Source organism: Terriglobia bacterium, from assembly GCA_020072785.1.
Classification (GTDB): Bacteria; Acidobacteriota; Terriglobia; order Acidiferrales; family UBA7541; genus Acidiferrum.
Window position 1 is genome coordinate 23,975 of record JAIQGG010000002.1, and the last position, 19,016, is coordinate 42,990.

The window sequence follows — 19,016 nt, forward strand, 5'->3', positions numbered from 1 at the left end:
TCTCCCATACATTTGCGTCGGTTTCTAAATTGCGCATCTCCGACCCCCGCCTTTCCCCTTTGCGCAAGCCCCAGCCTTCTCTCCGCCAATTCTGTTAGCATCCTCCTATGCGCTCTTCCGCACACTTCTACATTCGCCTTTTCTCTCTCTCCTTGCTTCTTTACTTCCTGATCTCCTTGCCTCCCGCTCTTTCGCAGGAGCGTCCCGCCGACGCCGCCGAAATCTCCCGCAACCTCCTCTTCCTCGCCCCCTCTTCCATCGAAACCGGCGCAGCGGAAACCGTTTTTCAAGCCCGGGCTTTTACCTACAAATTCACGCCCGCTTCCGGATGGAGCGTTGCGCGCAGCGCAGATGCTGCCGGGCCAGCCGAGGTGCGCCGCAAAAAAGTTTCGCTCACCTTGGGCGGCGAGGACTACACCCTCACGGGCGCCTCCGACGACGAGCGCGCCACCCTCGAATTCCGCCGCACGGGCGCCGCCGAGCCTCTGGCCACGGCAGTTCTCTGGACCCGCGAGCAGTTGGTCGCCGCCTGGCTGCCCGTTTTGCAGCGCCAGATCAAGGGCCTCACCGCCGCCAAGCTCAGCCAGGATCTGGAAGTCGGCGACCCCATCCTCTATGCCGTCGAAGCCGCCGGCGATTCGCTCTGGGTGGGCGTGGGCCATTCCACGGGCGAAAGCGAGCTGGGCATCGGCACGCTGGTGCGCTTCGACGTGAAAACCGGGGAAGCCGCCGTCTTCCAGCCTCCGGAACTGGCCGCCTGCGCGGTCACCCATCTCGTCGTCGCCGCGCCCGATGCGCTCCTGCTCGGCACGCGCCGCCAGAATGAAGGCGTGGTGCGCCCCTGCGCGGGGCTGGTGCGCTTTCATCCCTCGACGCGCCAGATCGAAAAGATCGCCCCCGCGGGCACCCCGCTCCAGGGCGCCGTCGTCACGGCTCTCCGCGGAACGTGGGTCGCCACCGGCAAGGGCATTTGCACCAGCGCCGCGGACGGCGCCTGGAACTGCTGGCGCATCGTGCCCACGGTCACTCTGGCGGAACCCGTGCTGCTCACCAACAAGCCCGGCGAAAAATCCGGCGCCAGCGCCAAGCCCGGCGGCTACGAAGTTCTCTGGGCCAACGCCGCCTTCTTTGAAATCGCCACCAGGGACTCCTACGACGCCTGGCTCGCCGCCGACGATCTCGCGGATGCCGCCGCGCGCAACTTCGACGCCGAGCCTTGGAAGCTCCTCAACACCTCCGAGGGCCCCGCACCGATCCGCCCGCTGGCCAAGCCCGGCGGCGATCCCCTGGAAGGCACATTGGTCTATCGCGCCCCGCTCGAAAAACTGCCCGCGCCGCCGGGCGCGCCCGCCGGCTTCGTGAAAGTCCGCATCCGCGCCGGCTGGATCGAGCGCGGCGCCCTCGAAGTCGTCCCCCAGCTCGTCCCCGTTGAGCCGCCCCAGCCTTAGCGACGCCTTTCCCCCAATATTCCCTGTAGGGGCGGGGCTTGCCCCGCCCGGGCAGCTCGCCCAGCCTTCTCCGAATTCCTTGTAGGGGCACGGCACGCCGTGCCCGCCCCCCAGCCTGTAGGCGCGGGGCGGAACTTGTCCCGACTTGGTCGGGAGCCCCGCCCTTTTCGCCCCGCCCAGGATAGCTCGCCCCGACCTTGTCGGGGCCCTCTTCCTGAACAATCCCAAACCCGCCCCGTCATTCCGAACGGAGCGAAGCGATGTGAGGAATCTCTCTTCGCTTGCCGGGTGAGCAACTCTCCGCTCCGGGCACAACCCCAGCCCTCTCCGAATTCTTTGTAGGGGCGCGCGCAATGGCCGGGCAACATCCAGCACAATGACGGGGTCGGCGGAGTGCGGGGAGGATTCCGCGTCGCGCTCCTGCTCGATGGCCGGGAGCTGAACTTATAGAAGCGGGGCGGAATTTATCCCGACTTGGTCGGGAGCCCCGCAATCAATCCGCAGGTGAACACGGCGGCGCGCCGCGGCGAGATGCGGTTCTGGGCGAGGAGCAGGTAGAGTTCGCTGAGGGAATGATGGATGCCGGCGGCGGTTCGGAAGTCATCGGAATGGCCGGTGAGCGCGGCGGCGAGTCTAGGCCACTAATAGGTGTCAAAAGAAGACTGATCTGAATGTCATGCTTCCTGCAAATGTTTTATCGCTTTCTTTTCGAGCGAGTCTTGCCTTTGATTCCATGTTTCACAAATTTGCCATCCAGTCTTTCCCAACTCATGTGAAACGCTTTCTTGCTATCGCTCTTCTGCATCCATTCTACGCCGCCCTTAGAAATGCGCAGGCGACCGAAAGCTTGACCATTCTCTTTGACACGAAAAACTACATCGACCTTGGGTACGTCTAGTGCCGGCGTCCGGAATTCAACTGAATGTCGTGCCATATGAAAGTCTCTCCTTGTAGCTATCACAGTTAGGTTGCTGGAGCAGAAGAACTTGAGGGACTGCCACTCCTTCCTGCGAGAGGAATTGCCGCGTCCGCCGCCGGCGTTTCGGCAGCGAAGACAGACGTGACGGCGTCACGAGGCACTACGATGACTGGCCACCAGAAAGGCAGTCCGCGCCACCCCTTCGCTTCGGTTCCGTTTTGTCGCATCATCATGAGCACCGGGACACTCTTGGCCTTGTCATATGCAAAATCAGCCTGCTGCTTCGTATCTGGCGCGTTCGAGAAACGTCCCTCTGCACGCATTCTCGCAACGTCGCGATCCGAAGCCGCGATCAGGAATACCTGGTCCTTGTATGCGAGATCCTTCGCCTGTTTCGATAGGTGTTCAAGCGCGGCGATGTGAGCACGCCGATCATCTTCGTGCTCCTCATCAAATGCCAAGTTTTCGTACGCCAATTCCAAGAGCTTCACTGCAGTGTCCAGGGGAATGAGTCCGTTGCCGTCCAGACTGCCAACCAGAGTTCCAATTCTTTGATCTAGCTGATCAAGCTTTTTCTTTCCCACAGACATGGCTACAGTTTGGAAGCCAATGGGGAGCAAGCGGCGACCTGGGCGCACCGATGTCAGCTTGGAAAACATTAGTTTGTTCGGTGAGCAAGGCATCAAGCGGTCCGTAATATCCCGGCGAATAAAATACACGCCGCGATCATGCGCGCCACTCAAGAAGGCATCACGCAGGGCTGAGTCAAATTCGTGAATCCTCTGCATGACCTGATAGATATGCCGAGGAGCGTAAAACCTGGTGACAGAGAGATCTTCCTTAGGACGCGCTCCGTACATGCGCGAATGTTGAAGAACAGTGTCCTGTTGGAACTTTTGAGGATTGCGGCCGTAATAGAATCCGATCAGGTTCGCGATGGTGATTCCTCGGTCGAGAATTTGACCACCGATGTAAATGTTCATTGGGGTGCGGAGTTTCAGTTGCCCTTTGTCGTCGAGTAGTTCTGCGACATCCTTGTCTGAGTTCACCTTGGTAATCATCAGAAAGCCGTCAGTGAGGGCCCGGCGGACAGCAGCCGCGCACGTCGCGAAATCGGGCATAGTGTCCCCGCCTAATGTCATAGACCGTTTCAAGTCGTCGTAGGATTCTCTGAGGATTAAATCTAAGCGGGGATTGTTCTTCTGCGCCGCCTCAACGAGTTGGTCCCGAATGGCAGTAACAACCTCCTCCTGCCAATCGTGCGATTTCCGTGCCTGTTCAGTATGAAAAAGGAAGCTATACTTCCTGGTCGGCTGGCCGCTCTCTTGTTGTTGAATCCGGCGAATTGCAGCTCCCATGACAAAATTGACGATTGCCAATCGCAGAATGGTCACGTTCTTTTCGTTCAGGATATCCTCAATCTTTAGGCGTCGGCGATCTTCCAGCTTCAGCGCGTCCCGCTCCGGCACCGACACGTCCTCGTAGAAATAGAATGCTGTGGAGTCCGGGTCGCTGCTCTTCTCAAAATAGTAGTCACCGCCAACGTAATCGGGGTGCGTAGGAAGAATCTCAGTGAACGCGGGTCTCTTGGGCAAGAAGAGTGGATTGCCGTTTCGGACCGCAGCTTCCTCAGGCTGCAGATAGAGCGAATATGGCGTAGCCGTTACTTGAAGGAAGCTCGAAGACCGCACTACCTTCCGAAGATTGTCAATCTGGCCGGCGATGACACCAACAGTGACGATGCCTTCTTTTCTGCGAAATGTGAGTGAGGCGAAATCGGCCTCGTCGTCGATAATAAGTACCTTCTTCTCCCGAAGCGCAGGAAAATCTGCGAATGCCTTGAGGAGTCGGCGTAGGTTGTCGTCTTCCTTTTTCACCACAAAGATCAGTTTATGACCAAGCTCGTAGGGAGTGAGCTGGGGAAGTGCCATGATGTCGAATACATGGACAGAATCCACGTCATCTGCTAGGAAGGGAGCGAAATCCTTCTGCACACGATTGAGAGTTTGCTTAGCAAGTGAAACCGTCCCTTTTGTCAGAATCACCGCAACGTCATAATCCTTGTCGAAAGCCGAGGCGATAACTCCCAAAAACGCGCGAGTCTTGCCACTCTGGATTTTGCCTAAAAGGATTCCGGGGCGCTGTGCGGAAGTTTCTTCTCGCAGCAGTTGCTGGACGGTTCGTTCAACGCACTCCCTTAGTTCAGGTGCATCATTACGATTCAGAGCAATCTGTTGATACATCGTCCCGTTACTCATATTCGTATTACTCCCCAAGCCAAGCTGGGCGTACTCTCTCTGTAAAGCTCATCGTCCACACTGGTGTGCAAAGAGAGACGGCGGCCCGCGCCGATTTGTCCGACAATCATGCCCACCCTGACGCGCATGCCGCGAAGACAGGCCTTTCCACCCAAAACCCCAGCCTCCTGGGTGATGCGGTCGAATGCTGTCATTCGTCCCTCTCGTCGGAGCTCATCTTGGCTTCAGATTATCATTCTATTTCTTCATTTGTTTGGAATTTGAATGATTCACTGGATGAGTTTCCTTCATCATCCATTCGAACGTACTACCGCAGACCATTCGAAAGTAGTACCATAGAGTAATCTATTGACACTCTAACTATCCCATGCTAACATGGCGCGTGCTCCCCGCCCCCAGCCCCGCCGCCACGCCTGCTTGGCATGTAATTCTTCACTCGCCACTCGTCTCTCGCCACTTCATCTCCCTTTCTTCTCAATCTCTTGCGCACTCTTCCGCTCTTCCAAGAACAGGAGCGCGCTCCAACCCTTTTGCCTTCATCGTCTTCCGCACTCTTTGCAAAAACACCCGGGGTGGGCACCCCCGCCCCCCGCTTCATCGAGGAGCCTTATGACCCACAAATCCGCTAACCACCACTCGCAACAGAACTTGCCCCGCTGCCAATACCACTCGCCCTCCGGCCGCCGCTGCCGTTTCCCCGTCTCGGACGCCCGCTCCCCGCACTGTCTCCGCCACGCCTCGCGCCTCGCCCAGCCGCGTTCCGCCGCGCCTGCCGGGCTCGATGCCGGCCTCAGCTCCGTTCTTCCCACGGACCCTGCCGCCTTCAAATCCCCCTCTCAAATCAATGACTTCCTCTCCGCGCTCCTCGTCCATCTCGCGCACAACCGCATCTCCGCGCGCCGCGCCGCCGTCCTGGCTTACATCACCAACCAGCTCCTCCGCACCCTCCCGGCCATCGAGAAGGAACTCGAAGCACAATCGCCCGAAGACCCACCCGGCACCAAGGTCATATTGGATCTTCCCCGCCCGGAGCGCTTGGAGTCCAACCAGCCCTCATGACTCCTTCCGCCTATCTCCGCCTCGCGCCCAGCCCGCTTCCGGTTTATGATGGGACAGGGACTTGCCCCCCAGGCGCAGCTTTTCCGGGAATTCCGGGGCTGCGGCAATACTCGAAAGCCGGCCGTCAGGAGCTAGGATTGATTCCACGGTACACGCGCGAAGAGATGGGCCGCGTCTGGAGCGACGCGAACAAGTTTGCGAAGTGGCTCGAGGTCGAGCTGGCCGCGGCGGAAACGCTCGCCGAAGCCGGCCAGGTGCCACGCGAAGCCGCGGCCGCTCTGCGCGCCCGCGCCAAGGTGGACGTCGCGCGCATTCTCGAAGTCGAGCGCCGCGTGAAGCACGACGTCATCGCCTTCACCATGGTCGTCGGCGAATCCATCGGCGATCCCGCCGCCGCGCGCTGGCTGCATTACGGCATGACCTCCAACGACGTTGTGGACACCGCCCAGGCCCTGCAGTTGCGCGACACTTCGCATCTCATCGAGCGCGCCCTCGTCCTCTTCGGCGAAATTCTTTCATTGCGCGCGCAGGAATTCCGCCACACCCCGCAGATTGGGCGCACCCACGGCGTGCACGCTGAGCCCATCACCTTCGGCCTGAAAGTCGCCAACTGGTTCGCGGAAAATCAGCGCAACATCGGCCGCTTCCGCGACGCCGCGGCGCAGATGGCCGTCGGGAAAATCTCCGGCGCGGTCGGCAACGCCGCGCACCTCGGCCCGGAAATCGAAGAGCGCATCTGCCGGCGCCTCGGCCTCGAGGCCGCCCCGGTCGCCTCGCAGGTGATCCAGCGCGACCGCCACGCGCAGTACCTCAGCGCCCTCGCGCTCATCGCCGCTACCCTCGAAAAAATCGCCCTCGAAATCCGCCACCTGCAGCGCACCGAAGTCCGCGAAGCCGAGGAACCCTTCGGCGGCGAGCAGCGCGGCAGTTCGGCCATGCCCCACAAACGCAATCCCGTCGGCTGCGAGCAGATTTGCGGCCTCGCGCGCGTGGTGCGCGCGAACATGCTCGCGGCCTACGAAAATGTGGCGCTGTGGCACGAGCGCGACATTTCCCACAGCTCCGTCGAGCGCATCATCCTGCCCGATTCCGCCATTCTCGTGGATTACATGCTCGCGAAGATGACCGAGATCATCGGCAAGATGCACGTCTTTCCGGAACGCATGCGCCGCAACCTCGAATCCACGCACGGCCTGGTTTATTCCGGGCAACTGCTGCAGGATTTGGTGGAGAAGGGCATGCCCCGCGACGAGGCCTACAAGACCGTGCAGGAAAACGCCATGGCCGCCTGGGAAACCGAAAGCAGTTTCCGCGAGCGCGTGGAGAAGGATGCGCGCATCGCGAAGTACCTGGACGCCAAGGCGCTGGCGAATACCTTCGACCTGCAGCGGCAGTTGCGGTTTGTGGATGCGATTTTCGCGCGGGTGTTATCGGAAGAGACGGCGAAAGCGACGAGCCGCTGAGGGGAAGCGGGCGCGGACGGAAGCCCGCGCCGCCGGAAGAAGAGAAAATCAGACGCGCTGGACGTAGCGCGCTTCGGAAGTGTCCACCTTCACGGTGTCGCCGTTGTTGACGAAGGGCGGCACGTTGATGACCAGGCCGGTTTCGAGCTTGGCCTGCTTCATCACCGCGCTGGCGGTGGCCTTCTGCAAGGTGGGCTCGGTGTCCACGACCTTGAGGTCCATGGTGTCCGGAAGATCCACTCCGATGGCCTTGGCCTCGAAGAATTCGATCTTCACCACGGTGTTGGGAATCAGGTAGTACACGGACTCGCCGAGCTCGTCGCGGGTCATCTGCATCTGCTCGTAGGTTTCCGTGTTCATGAAGTGGAAGTCATCGCCTTCCTGATAGAGATACTCGAATTCGATCTCGTCGAGGATGGCGCGGTCCACGAACTCTTCCGCGCGGAAGCGGTAGTCGATGATCGAGCCGGTGCGCAGGTTCTTCATCCTGGTCTGCATGGAGCCGCGCTTGTTGCCCGGAGTGCGGTGCTCGGTGCTGAAGACGGTGAAAAGCTGGCCCTCGTGCTGGATGACCATGCCGGGGCGGAGTTGCGTCGCTTTAACGGTATTGCCCATTGTTTTTTGCGATCCCGACCGAGTCGGATCGACATCTCCCTGTTACTCACTGCGATGTATCGGAAATTCCGGCCGACGGCCCGCGGGATAACCGGCGGTTGCGCGCGGAATGACTCGAGGGACACTGGGGCGAACTGCAGCCCCATATCAATTATAAAGACCATATTCAGCCGAGTCAATTGCCGCCTTTGCGCTGCTTGGCGGCTTCGGCCATGATGTTTTCGATTTCGCCGGGGGAGCGGGGGAGGCGCTCGCTGAGAAGCTGGTAGCCGTTGCCGGTGATGAGGGCATCGTCCTCGATGCGCACGCCGAGGTTTTCCTCGGGGATATAGATGCCGGGCTCGATGGTGACGATCATGCCGGGCTCGAGGGGGCGGCAGGCGTCGCCGGGATCGTGAACGTCCAGGCCGATGTGGTGGCCGAGGCCGTGAATGAAGTATTTTCCGAGGCGCTCGCCGTGCAGGTCCTTGCCGTGGGAGTTGATGTAGTCGTAGGCGATTTTGTAGACGCTTTTTTTGCCGGTGCGGCAGAAGTCCATGCCGGGCCGGAGGGCGGCGAGGGCGGCGTTCTGCGCGCCGAGGACGATCTCGTAGATTTCGCGCTGGCGCGGAGTGAATTTTCCATTGGCGGGGAGAGTGCGGGTGATGTCCGCGGAGTAGCCGGAGAACTGCGCGGCCACGTCGAGAACGACGATGTCGCCGTCCTCGATTTTGCGGGCAAGCTTGTCGTAGTGCAGCACGGTGGAGTTGAAACCTGCGCCGACGATGGGGGCGTAACCTTCGGCTTCTGCGCCGCCCATGGCATGGACTTCAGCCATCTTCGCCGCGACCTGATATTCGTAGAGGCCGGGACGCATCATGCGCATGGCTTCGAGGTGCGCATCCACGGAGAGATGGATGGCGCGCTGCAGGAAGGCGATCTCGCCGGGGGACTTGAACTCGCGCAGTGCGGTGATGGCCTCGCGGACGTCCTTCAGCTTGGCTTGCGGGGCCGCCTGCTGGAGCCAGCTGACCACGTCTTTTTCGTGGGGGTAGCCGCCAAGCTCTCTCTGGTAGGGGAGGATGGTGGCGAAAGCGGGGTAGAGTGTGGCGAGTTTTTCGACGGTAGCGCGCAGCTCGGGAAAGGGGCGCACGGCGGCGAAGCCGGTTTTTTCGCTGATGCCGGAATCCTCGGGGCTAAGGCGCACGCCGTTCCATTTTTCCTTGGCCGGGTCGCGCGGGGGGAGAAAGAGGATTTCGCGCGGGCCATCCCAAACAGGGGTGGTCTCTTTCGGCAGGAGGAGCAGGGCGGCGCCCTCTTCGTTGTGGCCGGTGAGGTAATAGAAATTATCTTCCTGGGCGAAGACGTAGCTTTGCGAGGATTCTTCGCGGCCGGTGAAGCCCCAGAGGACGATGGGGCTGTCAATCTGTGCGGCGAGACGGGCGCGTCGCGCGGCGTAGACGGCGTTGGGCTCGCGCTCGCGGCGCTGCTGGGCGAGGGCCGGGGGAGCAGCGAAGGCCAGGCAGAGCAGAGGCAAAAGAACCGCCCGGGGAAGGCAAAGACCAGAGAAGCTGACGCGCCACGAGCGACCACTCATGCATGCACCTCGGCACCACCGATTGATATGTTGGGCCCACAGGGCAAGTGGGTTTGCCGCGCGTGTGGCGCGGCAGGAGGATTGTATCCGAAGTGGGCGGCGCCCCGAAATTGGAAGGCCGGGGGCACCCCCACCCTGGTGCTTTTCACAAAGAGTGCGGTTATGCTTGAAACGAAACGACTTGATTTTTCGAGAAAAAAACAAGAGTGTGTGAGAGCGGAAAACAAAGCTACTTAAACAAGGGTTGTGCAGAAGAAATGCAGGAAAGGGCGGAGGTCAACATGCGGGAACTGTTTGCCGTTTGCGGATTGCTGCTGGTGTTTCTATTGCCGGCCCGCGCTGCGGAAGATGCGGAGACAACTTACAAGGCCCAATGCGTGAAGTGTCATGGAGTGAACGGGGACGGGACGGGCCACGCCGGCATGAAGATCAAACCGGCTGACCTGCGCTCGGACGCGGTGCAGAAACTTTCGGATGAAGAGCTCTTCAAGACGATTGCTTATGGCGTGGGCCACAAGCAATATCCACACGCGTTTGCGGAGCGCGGCTTGAGTCAGAAACAGATCGCGGATTTGGTTACGTACCTACGAACGTTCGCGAAAACTCCGAAAAAAGGCAAGTGAGGGGACGCGGCGCGCGCGGCGGTGCAGTGCGGAATTGAGTCAGGCGAGCGGATTCGGGAAGGTGCAATGGCGCTGCCAATCCTCCGCATCATGCGCGATCCAGGAATCCGCACGGTTCTCCGCGATCAACTGCTTGAGCCGCTGCACACTGCGGACCGCGGCAACCGGATCGGAGTCAAAAAGGGTGGGCTTTTCACGCTCGAGAGCTTCGCGCACATGCACGGTATCGGCGGTCAGCATGAGATTGCGAGAAGCGAGCCTGACGAGGAGGCTCCCCTCGCCCGCGCTGTGCCCAGGCAATTTGAAAAACCGCAGGCTCCCGTCTCCGAAGATATCCACGTCGCTGTCGTAGAGCTTCCAGGCGGAGTTTTCGACGGCAGCCAGATCCTCCCGCTGGTAGACGGCATGAGGCGCATGGCGCGCCGCCCGGGCTTCGGCCAGCTCATCGGCGAACGCGTGGAATGTGGCGTGGGGAAACAGGCACATTCCACCCGCATGATCAATGTGCAGATGGGACATGATCACATGGCGGACATCGGTGGAACGGTATCCGAGCACCGCCAGCCGCGCGTCAATCCGCTGTTCCCGGGAGAAGCGGAGTTTCATGGCTCGAGCGATCTCCTCCCCGTAGTAACCGACCGGGTCATCGATCGCACGGGGACTGAGGCCCGTATCGAAGAGAACGAGCGCGGCAGGATGCTCGATGAGAAATGCGGGGCAAGGCACCGTATAATTTCGCGAGGCGCCCCCTTCCACCAGGAAGGAGTAATCCACGGTGAAATCGCCGCCGGGCAAAACCCACAAGCGCGAGATCGTAACCTGCGATTGAGCTTTATGCATCGTACGAGGAGCCTCCTGCGCCGGATTGTTCAGAGATGCAGCGGCGAAAAAATCGGTCCAGCGGTCTTGGCGATGTGCTCCATCACCAGCGGAATGCGGCGGGCAGCCAGCTCGGAAAAGTGCGCTTCCGCAGAGCGCTCGTAACCGGCAATGGTGCGGCGAGCGAGTTCCGGGGCGCCATTCCCGGGGATCATTTCCCAGAAACCGCGCAGAAAATTCGCGTGCAGGAGCGTGCCGTAGCGAAGTTTCCGGGATTCCTCCCAGCCACAGAATTCTTCAAAGAGGACACCGCTGTTTTCCGACACAACATCCAGGATCTTCTTTGCGGCAGACTCATCGGCGGGGATCAGCCGGCCCGCAGATATTTCGAATAGCCCATCGAGAACGATGCGATCGTCGAATACCTGCGGCTGCGTGGCCACACCGCCGAGCACATCGAAACGGCATTCGACGTCCTGCAGGATCATGGCGCGCACGAATCCCGCAGGAAGCCCGCGAATCCTGGCGGACCATGGGAAATAGGCGTTGTGCAGCTCCGTCAGCTCCTTGACCAGCAGACAGCGGCCGCCTCCAAGATCGTAAGGCCCGTGATTGAAAATGCCGTCCCGCATTTCCCCATGGAACAAGAAGTTATACGCGGTGAGAGCCGCCCAGGCGCGGCGCCTCCAGGAGAGATCCTGCGGCGAGGGTTCGCACAATTGGCGCACCAGCGCCTGCTGCGCGGCAGCATCGAGAAGGGGCATGGAATCCCGGGCTTCGCCCGGAAAATGCAGGCCATCGTTGCGCGCCACGCTCAAAATCGTCCGGCCGGCTCCGAAGAGCAGATCCATCTCCTCCAGGCGCTTCTCGTCACTGTAGGGCAACCCTTCGACCTGCCGTAAGAGAATCTCCTGCTGCCGCGCGATCAGATAACTCACCAGGAGGCAGGTGATGTGAAAGATTCCCGGCCGCGCGGCTGTTTCCTTCATCCGGCGGCCGATTTGCTCTGCTGGAATAGTTGCCAGAAGCTGCTCGAAGACCGCGCCCATGCACTCGTAATCGGCCCAGCAGCCCGCAACCAACCGTCCGGGAACATTGAAGAGGGGCGACTGGAGATGGGAGCGGTCCTCGCCCCGGAAAAACCGGCGGAAATACGTTTCGAAGACTGCAATCTCGCGATTGACGCTCTCCACTCTTGCGGCCATTTCCCCATCCAAGCAACTGGTCTGCTCTGAGGCCCTGTGATAGTCTTTGCCGGTCTGCAACCAAACGCTTGTTTGCTCGCTGAGGATAGCATCTTCGGTCCGGCTTGTGCGCCTCCGTTCCCGGCGGGAGGAGTCCGTGCCGCCCGGCGGAACACTCGCCAGCGCCCTCTGGAGAACCCATGTTGCAACCGCAGGATGATCTGATCCACCCGACCGGGGCGGAACCCTGGTGGCGTGAAGCCTGGTACTGGGGTTTCTACGACCGCCGGCATGATCTGCAGTTCGTATGTTACCTCGGCGTTTTTCCCAACCAGGAGCGCGCCGACGTAATCGCCGCGGTGTTCCAGGGGAATCGGGTTCTGCATCATCACATGAAAATGGATTACCACATCCCCGCGGATATTCAGGAAGACCGCTTGAGCTTCGGCCCGGTGCTCATGAAGAACGTGGAGCCGATGAAACGGTGGCAGGTCTACTACGTGGGTCCAGAGATACAGTTGGACCTCCAGTTCGACGCCGTGCACGCCCCCTACTCCTGGGCGGAATCGAAATTGTGGATGGAATCCGAGAAGGCGGGAGCATCCAGCAACCACTTTGACCAGGTCGGAAGGTTCACCGGCGAGGTCCGATTGCAGAATGCGACGATGGCAATTGACAGCCTGGGCTACCGCGACCGGATGTGGGGCTGGGGCGGACGTTCCAAGTGGAAACAGTACATCATGCTGTGGCCGCTGTTTGACGAATCGTTTACGGTGAATGTCTATCCCCAGGGGTTTACGGATGGACGCGAGCAACTCTGCGGATACATCCTGCGCAACGGAAATCGCGATCTTCTGCAGTCGGCGGATTTCGCCGTTGACTGGCCGGAGAGCGGGCGCGTCCCAGCCGGGGTCCAAGTGGAGGTGGTGAGCAAGGCGGGTGAAAGGCTGGCGCTGGAGGTGCAACCGCTCAACATCGTGGACACCTCGGGTCACTGGCCACACCGCATCGGGCACTTGTTGTTTGGCACAGCGAAGTACACTTGCGGAGGACGCACGGGGTTCGGAGATTTTGCGTATTACTATCGAACCGAAGCGGAGAAGCCGCACAGATGGCTGTGCACAGCAGCCCTGTAAGTCCGGAACAACAGCCCATCCGCCAGCGCTTCCATTGACGGGACGCATTTCGGGGATGGGGAGGACAGCGAAGAGAAAAACCCCACTCCTGCTGCGCATGAATGGGGGCACCCCATCGCACTACTTCCCGATAATTTGCAGAAGCGGCGTCCCTTTTGCGTGCGCCACCAGGAAGAAAGGAAGAATCTGGAAGAGTGGGCCATTCGCCAATTCCTCAGCACGATGTTCTCGACACCTCCCCAAGAATCGTTTGCACCCGTTGGTAATCATCGGAGTCAGATTCTTGGAGGAATAAGGCGCTGGCCCATATACAGCAATCCTGCTTTCGAGGTTTGCATTGGGTTCCAGTTCTGCGCAGGTACGAGCCCGGCCTCTGGACTATTCACCGGGGATCATGGGCAAGAGAAATTCCTGTAATCTCTCACTCTCCACGAGAGGCAGCCTATCCAGGTGAATCCCCATTCGATTTCCGCCGATAACGCGGACGACCGACCCTGCGCCCACGACTGGCTTCATCCGGTGGGACAGACACAAGCGGACGTGCACGGAGGAACCAGTCGGAACGGTCCGGGGAGCTTCGACCAATATGCCGCTGAGGCTGACATCAATCGTTTCGCCGTCCCACTCTTCGGTCCCACACTTGAGTCCCACCTTGCACTGAAGCGCCACGCGCCTGGTCCGCCTTCTCTCATTTTCTATCGTTCCCTGTATCGCCCGAACAAGCTTTAACAAACGGTCTTTGTCGATCGGCTTGTACAGAAAAAAGCTTGCGCCAGCCTCAAATCCTATCGAGAGTGCGCTCGGACGCTGATCGTCACTGATGAGGATGATCGGCGTTGTCCGGTTCCATCCCGAACGGCGCATTTGCCGGGCAAGCTCGATTCCATCGGGAGCGGCCATATGTAAGTCCAGGAAGACCATATCGAACTTTCCTTCGTCGAGAAGACCGGAAGCTTCGGTACTGCGTGTCAGAGTCAGGGCCTCAATACCGGCGGAAGCCAAAACCTTCCCCAGCATTTCGCAAATCGCCGTCTCATCATCCACGATCAGACCTCGTCTTTGCATGTCACCCTTCACCTTCGGCCATTTATCAGTCCGTTCGATGCGGGAAACGCGGACGGCCTCCCACGCAGAATTCGCAACTCAGTCCGAGCGGAAGTCCGCCAGGCTCACGAAGGACATCTTCGATCTACGCTCTCGGTCGAGCAGCCTCAAGCCGATCGAAGTTCTTTCACCCGCGCAATTTCAAAACAATCAAATTGCACGCCCACACCCAATTTACCGCGCGGCGAATTGATCGGCACGAGTCGTACCACGTGACCCGAGCAAAGCCATTCAGTCGTCGGTTTGCCAGTGATCTCCTCCGGCATTTTCAAAAGGACGTCGACTGCGGCGCCAATACGCAACGGTGAATCCGTGGCGAAGAAAATTCCCCGCTCGGAGAGGTTCTCCGATTCCGCTCGCTGTTCCGGGATGACGGACTTCCAAATGCGCACACGCAGTGAGGCTTTAACATTGTAGCGGCGCACTACACGACGGTCAGACACAGGCACTATCATGAGGGGCCTCCGCGCGCCCGGGAGGGAAAATGGCGCAGGCTGAGATAAAGAAAGGGAGGCGTGCAGTATACAATTTTCCTTCGGGGCGTCAAAGCACATTTTCATAATTTGCCGCTATCCCTGAGGGAGTGCCTCCACGCAGGTCCGCAAATTCGGAATAAGCACGCGTGAATTCGATTAATCGACGCTGCCTGTGTCCAACATGAACGGATGCGGTGCGGATGGCTTGCATCGCTCCCTGCGATTCTTCGCCGCGCACCGCCGTCGGCGAGGCTTATACATAACCAAGTCACCAAGGCTGCGCCCCTGCCTGCAGGGAAGATTTTTTGCTGATGCCCGCCCTTAAATGTGGATGTGCATTCCGGAGAAGAGGCGGGAGAGAAAGAAGAGCCCCAGCGCGGTGAGCGCCCAACGCAGATGAAAAAAATCACTAAATTCCATGACCAGTGCCCGCAAAGCCGTGGACACGCGCCGGTGTGCGGTGCGGTGGCGGGCTAGGACGCATCTCATAAATACAAAAACTAAAGAGAGATTCCTTCCGACCGGGTCGGAATCTTCGATCGCTGCGCTCGGAATGACGGTTTTTGGTTAGTCGTCCGAGTATTTATGAGAGAGCTTTTAGGCTTTTGCGGGGAGGATGACGGAGCAAAGGACGGCGACGTAGTGGCAGGCGCTGGCGGCGAGGACGAAGAGGTGCCAGATGACGTGGTTGTAGGGGAGCCGCTTCCAGGCGTAGAAAACGACGCCGAGGGTGTACAGCAGGCCGCCGGCGAGCAGCCACAGCAGGCCGCTGGGTGGGACCGCGGCGAGGAGAGGCTTCAGGGCAATCACGGCGAGCCAGCCCATCAGAAGATAGACCGCGGTGGACAGGAATGGGAGATGGTCCACGAAGCGGAATTTGAAGATTATTCCGGCCATGGCGAGTCCCCACACGATCCCCAGCAGCGACCAGCCCCAGCCGCCACGCAAATTGACGAGCAAGAAAGGGGTGTAGGTTCCGGCGATGAGCAGGTAGATGGCGCAATGATCGAAGATCCGGAGGGCACGTTTCAGGCGCGGCGAGGGGATGCCGTGGTAGAGGGTCGAGGCCGCGTAAAGGCAGACGAGGGTGGCACCGTAGATGGCGCAGCTGACGATGTGCCGGGGGCCGCCGCGCATCGCCGCCAGGATCAGGAGGACGACGAAGCCGGCGAGACTCAGCGCCAGGCCGATGCCGTGGGTGATGGCGTTGGCGAGCTCTTCGGCGGAAAGGCGATGTGTGCGGGCGCGCGGCATGGATTTTGTCCCCATAGACATTGTTCGCTCTTGGAGAGCGCAGCGCAACCGCTATTCAGCGGTCTGGAGGCGTGCGTAGAACGACAGGCGCGAGGGAATCAGAAGCCGGGGGCGCCGGAGGCGGCGGGGCGCATTTCGGGGGCGTTGACGCCGAAGCGGAGGTGGGCGAAGTAGGTTTGGGCGAGAGACATGAAGCCGGTGTAGAGGTAGCCCCAGACGAAGAGGAGGAGGAAAGGGACAGTGGCGTAGTTTTCGTTGGTGACGGCGTAGACGATGGTGAGGGCGAAGTAGAGGCCGAGGGCGATTTCGGCGTAGGGCATCCAGCCGGCTTTGTTGCGGTAGGATTTCTTGACGAAGGAGCCGGACTTGCCGGCAATGTTGAACTTGGGAGTGCGCGCGAATTCGCTTTTCTTGCCGAGGAGAGCTTCGATGACGGCCTGGGCGTTGCGTATGGAGATGCCGATGCCGGTGGCCATGACGAAAGGCAGGTAGAGGAAGGTGCGCGGCCAGGTTTTGGGGTGAAGCTCTTTCTGGGCGACAAGATAGAAGCTGGAAATGGAGCAGGTGGAGGCGAGGAAGAGCGGGAGGTCGATAACCAGCATCTGGAACCAGCCCTGGTAGAAGCGCACGATCATCGCCGGAAGGAGCATGGTGGAGAGCAGGACCATGAAGGGGTAGCTGATGTTGGCGGTAAGGTGGAAAAAGGCTTCGGCCTTGACGTGCCAGGGCGCGGCGGACTTGAAGACCTGGGGGAGAATTTTCTTGGCGGTCTGCATGAGGCCCTTGGCCCAGCGGGCCTGCTGGGTTTTGAAGCCGTTCATGTCCACGGGAAGCTCGGAGGCGCACTCGATCTCCGGGAGATAGAGAAATTGCCAGCCCTTGAGCTGCGCGCGGTAGGAGAGATCGGTGTCCTCGGTGAGGGTGTCGTGCTGCCAGCCGCCGGCATCGTCGATGGCGCGGCGGCGCCAGACGCCGGCGGTGCCGTTGAAGTTGAAGAAGGTGCCGCGGCGGGAGCGCGCGCCGTGTTCGACGACGAAATGGCCGTCGAGAAGGATGGTTTCGACGTGGGTGAGCAGGGAGTAGTCGCTGTTGAGATAAGTCCAGCGGGTCTGGACCATGCCGATGCGCTGGCCGCCCTCGGGGTTGAGGAAGTAGGGAATGGTGCGGCGGAGGAAATCGGGGCCGGGGATGAAGTCGGCGTCGAAAATGGCGACGAACTGGCCCTGCGCGGTCTGCAGGCCGTTTTCGAGAGCGCCGGCCTTGTAGCCTGCGCGGTTGGTGCGGTGGATGTGGACGATGGGCAGGCCCTGGGCGGCGTGGCGCGCGACGCAGGAGCGGGCGACGTCGCGGGTTTCATCGGTGGAATCGTCGAGGACCTGGATGTCGAGGAGCTCGCGGGGATAGTCGAAGGCGGCGACGGCGTCGACGAGGCGCTCGATGACGTAGCGCTCGTTGAAGATGGGAAGCTGTATGGTAACCTTGGGCCAGTTTTCGACCGGCGGAGGCGCGGCGGGAACGTTTTTGGCGTACTTGAAATATTCGTAGACGAGCCAGTAGCGATGCAGGCCGTAGACCGCCAGGACGAAGAGGACGATGAAGTAGGGGATCATCATCGCGAGGTCGAAGGAATTCGCGTGATAGACGCCGGTGAAGGTGCGGTCGGTGATCTTCTGCCAGTAATGGGAGAGCGCGTTCTGCTGCGCCAGGAAGACCGCGAAATGAAGTGCCCGCCACACGGTTCGATTCTCTCCGGTTACAATCTCCGGCCATGAGCGGCCGTTTTTCTTCCCGAACCCAGCTCGGCAGCGTGATCTGCGGCGGCGCCGTGCTCGAAGCGCTGTACGCGCGGATGCATCATCTGAACGACCTGAAACTGCACGTCATCGAGTTCATCGCGCTGGCGCTGTGCGCCGGCGTGGTGTATCTCGTGGCGCTGTACCTGCTGGAGCAGTCGGCGCGGGCGCGGGGAGCCTATCTGCTGCTGATCGCCGCGGCGCTGGTGTTCCGCGTGACGCTGTTCCCGCTCGAGCCGTCGCTTTCCGACGACCTGCACCATTACCGCTGGGACGGCCGCATCCAGAATCACGGCTGGAATCCGTACGCCGTAACCGGGCTGGACCCGCGGCTTGCGCCGTTGCGCGATGCGCACTGGCGCTGGATGCCCGCCGCGGATATGCCGTCCATCTATCCGCCGGCGGCACAACTGATCTTCCGGCTGACGGACAAGGTGCTGCCGGGGCCGACGGGGTTCAAGACGCCGTTTCTGCTGGCCGACCTGCTGATTCTGCTGCTGCTGGCGTGGCATTTTCGCCGCGCGGAAGATCGCGTCTTCCGCCTGGCGGTGTACGCCTGGAATCCACTGGTGATTGTGGAGTTTGCCGGCAGCGGACACAGCGACGCCCTGGCGTTAGCCGGGGTGGTAGCCGCACTGCTGATTATAAGGCGGCATCCGGCGCTGTCAACGATTCCGCTGACGGCGGCGGCGCTGGCCAAGGCGTTTCCGGTGGTGCTGCTGCCGCTGTGGATCCGGCGGGCGGGCTGGCCGAAGAAAAGAGAGGGCTGGGTCGCGGTGCTGCTCACGGGAGCGACGGCGGGGATGCTGCTGGCGCCGTACTGGCGGGGTTTGCCGATGCTGCATGCGAACCTGATCGCCTATGAGGCGACGTTCCGGAATTATCACGCGAGCCTGTATACGGTGATGGCCTGGGCGGCGGGGGATCCGCGGGTGGCGGGGCTGGCAGGGGTGGCGGTGGTGTGGGGGCTGGCGCTGTGGCTGGCGGCGCGGCGCGCGGAGCCGGAGCGGGCGGCGTTTCTGCTGTTCGGCACGATCCTGCTGTTCGCGCCGAACGGGTATTCGTGGTACTTCACGTGGGTGGTGCCGTTTCTCTGCTTTTATCCGAATTCGGCGTGGCTGCTGCTGACGGTGCTGCAGTTTCTGTCGTACAACGTGCTGGTGGATTACGGGATCAACGGGAAGTGGCACTTCGATCCGTTTTTGCAGTGGCTGGTGTACGCGCCGTTTTATGCGCTGCTGGCGGGGCAGTTTTTGTACGAGAGAAAGAGACAGCCGCCGGCTTGAAGG

At 60.6% G+C, this 19,016-nt stretch carries 17 protein-coding genes; 6 read left to right on the forward strand and 11 right to left on the reverse strand.

Translation table 11 applies throughout. From position 1 onward, the window contains the following. Window positions 1–107: 107 nt before the first annotated feature. The gene (locus LAN61_03385; protein MBZ5539546.1) at window positions 108–1,448 is read left to right on the forward strand and encodes a hypothetical protein; all 1,341 of its coding nucleotides are present in this window, start codon (window positions 108–110) and stop codon (window positions 1,446–1,448) included. A 694-nt stretch (window positions 1,449–2,142) separates the two neighbouring features. On the opposite strand, the gene LAN61_03390 is transcribed toward LAN61_03385, so the two are convergent. The 3 genes from LAN61_03390 to LAN61_03400 are packed head-to-tail and all read right to left on the reverse strand — an operon-like array spanning window position 2,143 to window position 4,819. Further along, on the reverse strand, window positions 2,143–2,382 hold the full coding sequence (locus LAN61_03390; GenBank protein ID MBZ5539547.1) for a hypothetical protein: 240 nt from the start codon (window positions 2,380–2,382) through the stop codon (window positions 2,143–2,145). 29 nt (window positions 2,383–2,411) lie between these two features. Further along, window positions 2,412–4,625, reverse strand: coding sequence for a Z1 domain-containing protein (locus tag LAN61_03395; protein ID MBZ5539548.1), 2,214 nt, complete (start codon window positions 4,623–4,625; stop codon window positions 2,412–2,414). After that, window positions 4,622–4,819, reverse strand: a complete 198-nt coding sequence (locus LAN61_03400; protein MBZ5539549.1) for a DUF433 domain-containing protein — start codon at window positions 4,817–4,819, stop codon at window positions 4,622–4,624. The genes LAN61_03395 and LAN61_03400 overlap by 4 nt, the downstream gene beginning before the upstream one ends. 415 nt (window positions 4,820–5,234) lie before the next feature. Between LAN61_03400 and LAN61_03405 the strand changes: the two genes are divergently transcribed. After that, window positions 5,235–5,684, forward strand: a complete 450-nt coding sequence (locus LAN61_03405) for a hypothetical protein (protein MBZ5539550.1) — start codon at window positions 5,235–5,237, stop codon at window positions 5,682–5,684. Window positions 5,685–5,821: 137 nt separating this feature from the next. Continuing rightward, window positions 5,822–7,147, forward strand: a complete 1,326-nt coding sequence (gene purB, locus LAN61_03410; protein ID MBZ5539551.1) for an adenylosuccinate lyase — start codon at window positions 5,822–5,824, stop codon at window positions 7,145–7,147. Window positions 7,148–7,195: 48 nt separating this feature from the next. On the opposite strand, the gene efp is transcribed toward purB, so the two are convergent. Next, window positions 7,196–7,762 carry an elongation factor P gene (efp, locus tag LAN61_03415; protein MBZ5539552.1) on the reverse strand — a complete coding sequence of 189 codons (567 nt, stop codon included), beginning with the start codon at window positions 7,760–7,762 and terminating at the stop codon, window positions 7,196–7,198. A 175-nt stretch (window positions 7,763–7,937) separates the two neighbouring features. Continuing rightward, window positions 7,938–9,278 (reverse strand): Xaa-Pro peptidase family protein, encoded by a 1,341-nt coding sequence (locus LAN61_03420; GenBank protein MBZ5539553.1) that lies wholly within the window; start codon window positions 9,276–9,278, stop codon window positions 7,938–7,940. A gap of 266 nt (window positions 9,279–9,544) precedes the next feature. On the opposite strand from LAN61_03420, the gene LAN61_03425 reads away from it, so the two are divergent. Continuing rightward, window positions 9,545–9,961 (forward strand): cytochrome c, encoded by a 417-nt coding sequence (locus LAN61_03425; GenBank protein MBZ5539554.1) that lies wholly within the window; start codon window positions 9,545–9,547, stop codon window positions 9,959–9,961. Between the two features lie 39 nt (window positions 9,962–10,000). On the opposite strand, the gene LAN61_03430 is transcribed toward LAN61_03425, so the two are convergent. Both LAN61_03430 and LAN61_03435 read right to left on the reverse strand, forming a co-directional pair. Next, window positions 10,001–10,735, reverse strand: a complete 735-nt coding sequence (locus LAN61_03430; GenBank protein ID MBZ5539555.1) for an N-acyl homoserine lactonase family protein — start codon at window positions 10,733–10,735, stop codon at window positions 10,001–10,003. 95 nt (window positions 10,736–10,830) lie between these two features. Then, on the reverse strand, window positions 10,831–11,985 hold the full coding sequence (locus tag LAN61_03435) for a hypothetical protein (protein ID MBZ5539556.1): 1,155 nt from the start codon (window positions 11,983–11,985) through the stop codon (window positions 10,831–10,833). A 179-nt stretch (window positions 11,986–12,164) separates the two neighbouring features. On the opposite strand from LAN61_03435, the gene LAN61_03440 reads away from it, so the two are divergent. After that, complete coding sequence (locus LAN61_03440) at window positions 12,165–13,100, forward strand: hypothetical protein (protein MBZ5539557.1); 936 nt, start codon at window positions 12,165–12,167, stop codon at window positions 13,098–13,100. A gap of 378 nt (window positions 13,101–13,478) precedes the next feature. Here LAN61_03440 and LAN61_03445 read toward each other — a convergent pair whose 3' ends face one another. The 4 genes from LAN61_03445 to LAN61_03460 form a co-directional block, all read right to left on the reverse strand. Further along, window positions 13,479–14,144, reverse strand: coding sequence for a response regulator (locus LAN61_03445; protein ID MBZ5539558.1), 666 nt, complete (start codon window positions 14,142–14,144; stop codon window positions 13,479–13,481). A 167-nt stretch (window positions 14,145–14,311) separates the two neighbouring features. Beyond that, window positions 14,312–14,659 carry a PilZ domain-containing protein gene (locus tag LAN61_03450; GenBank protein ID MBZ5539559.1) on the reverse strand — a complete coding sequence of 116 codons (348 nt, stop codon included), beginning with the start codon at window positions 14,657–14,659 and terminating at the stop codon, window positions 14,312–14,314. A 618-nt stretch (window positions 14,660–15,277) separates the two neighbouring features. After that, window positions 15,278–15,934, reverse strand: a complete 657-nt coding sequence (locus LAN61_03455; protein MBZ5539560.1) for a hemolysin III family protein — start codon at window positions 15,932–15,934, stop codon at window positions 15,278–15,280. 98 nt (window positions 15,935–16,032) lie between these two features. Next, complete coding sequence (locus LAN61_03460) at window positions 16,033–17,547, reverse strand: glycosyltransferase family 2 protein (GenBank protein MBZ5539561.1); 1,515 nt, start codon at window positions 17,545–17,547, stop codon at window positions 16,033–16,035. 155 nt (window positions 17,548–17,702) lie between these two features. Here LAN61_03460 and LAN61_03465 point away from each other — a divergent pair, with 155 nt between their 5' ends. After that, on the forward strand, window positions 17,703–19,013 hold the full coding sequence (locus tag LAN61_03465) for a hypothetical protein (protein MBZ5539562.1): 1,311 nt from the start codon (window positions 17,703–17,705) through the stop codon (window positions 19,011–19,013). Window positions 19,014–19,016 lie beyond the last annotated feature (3 nt).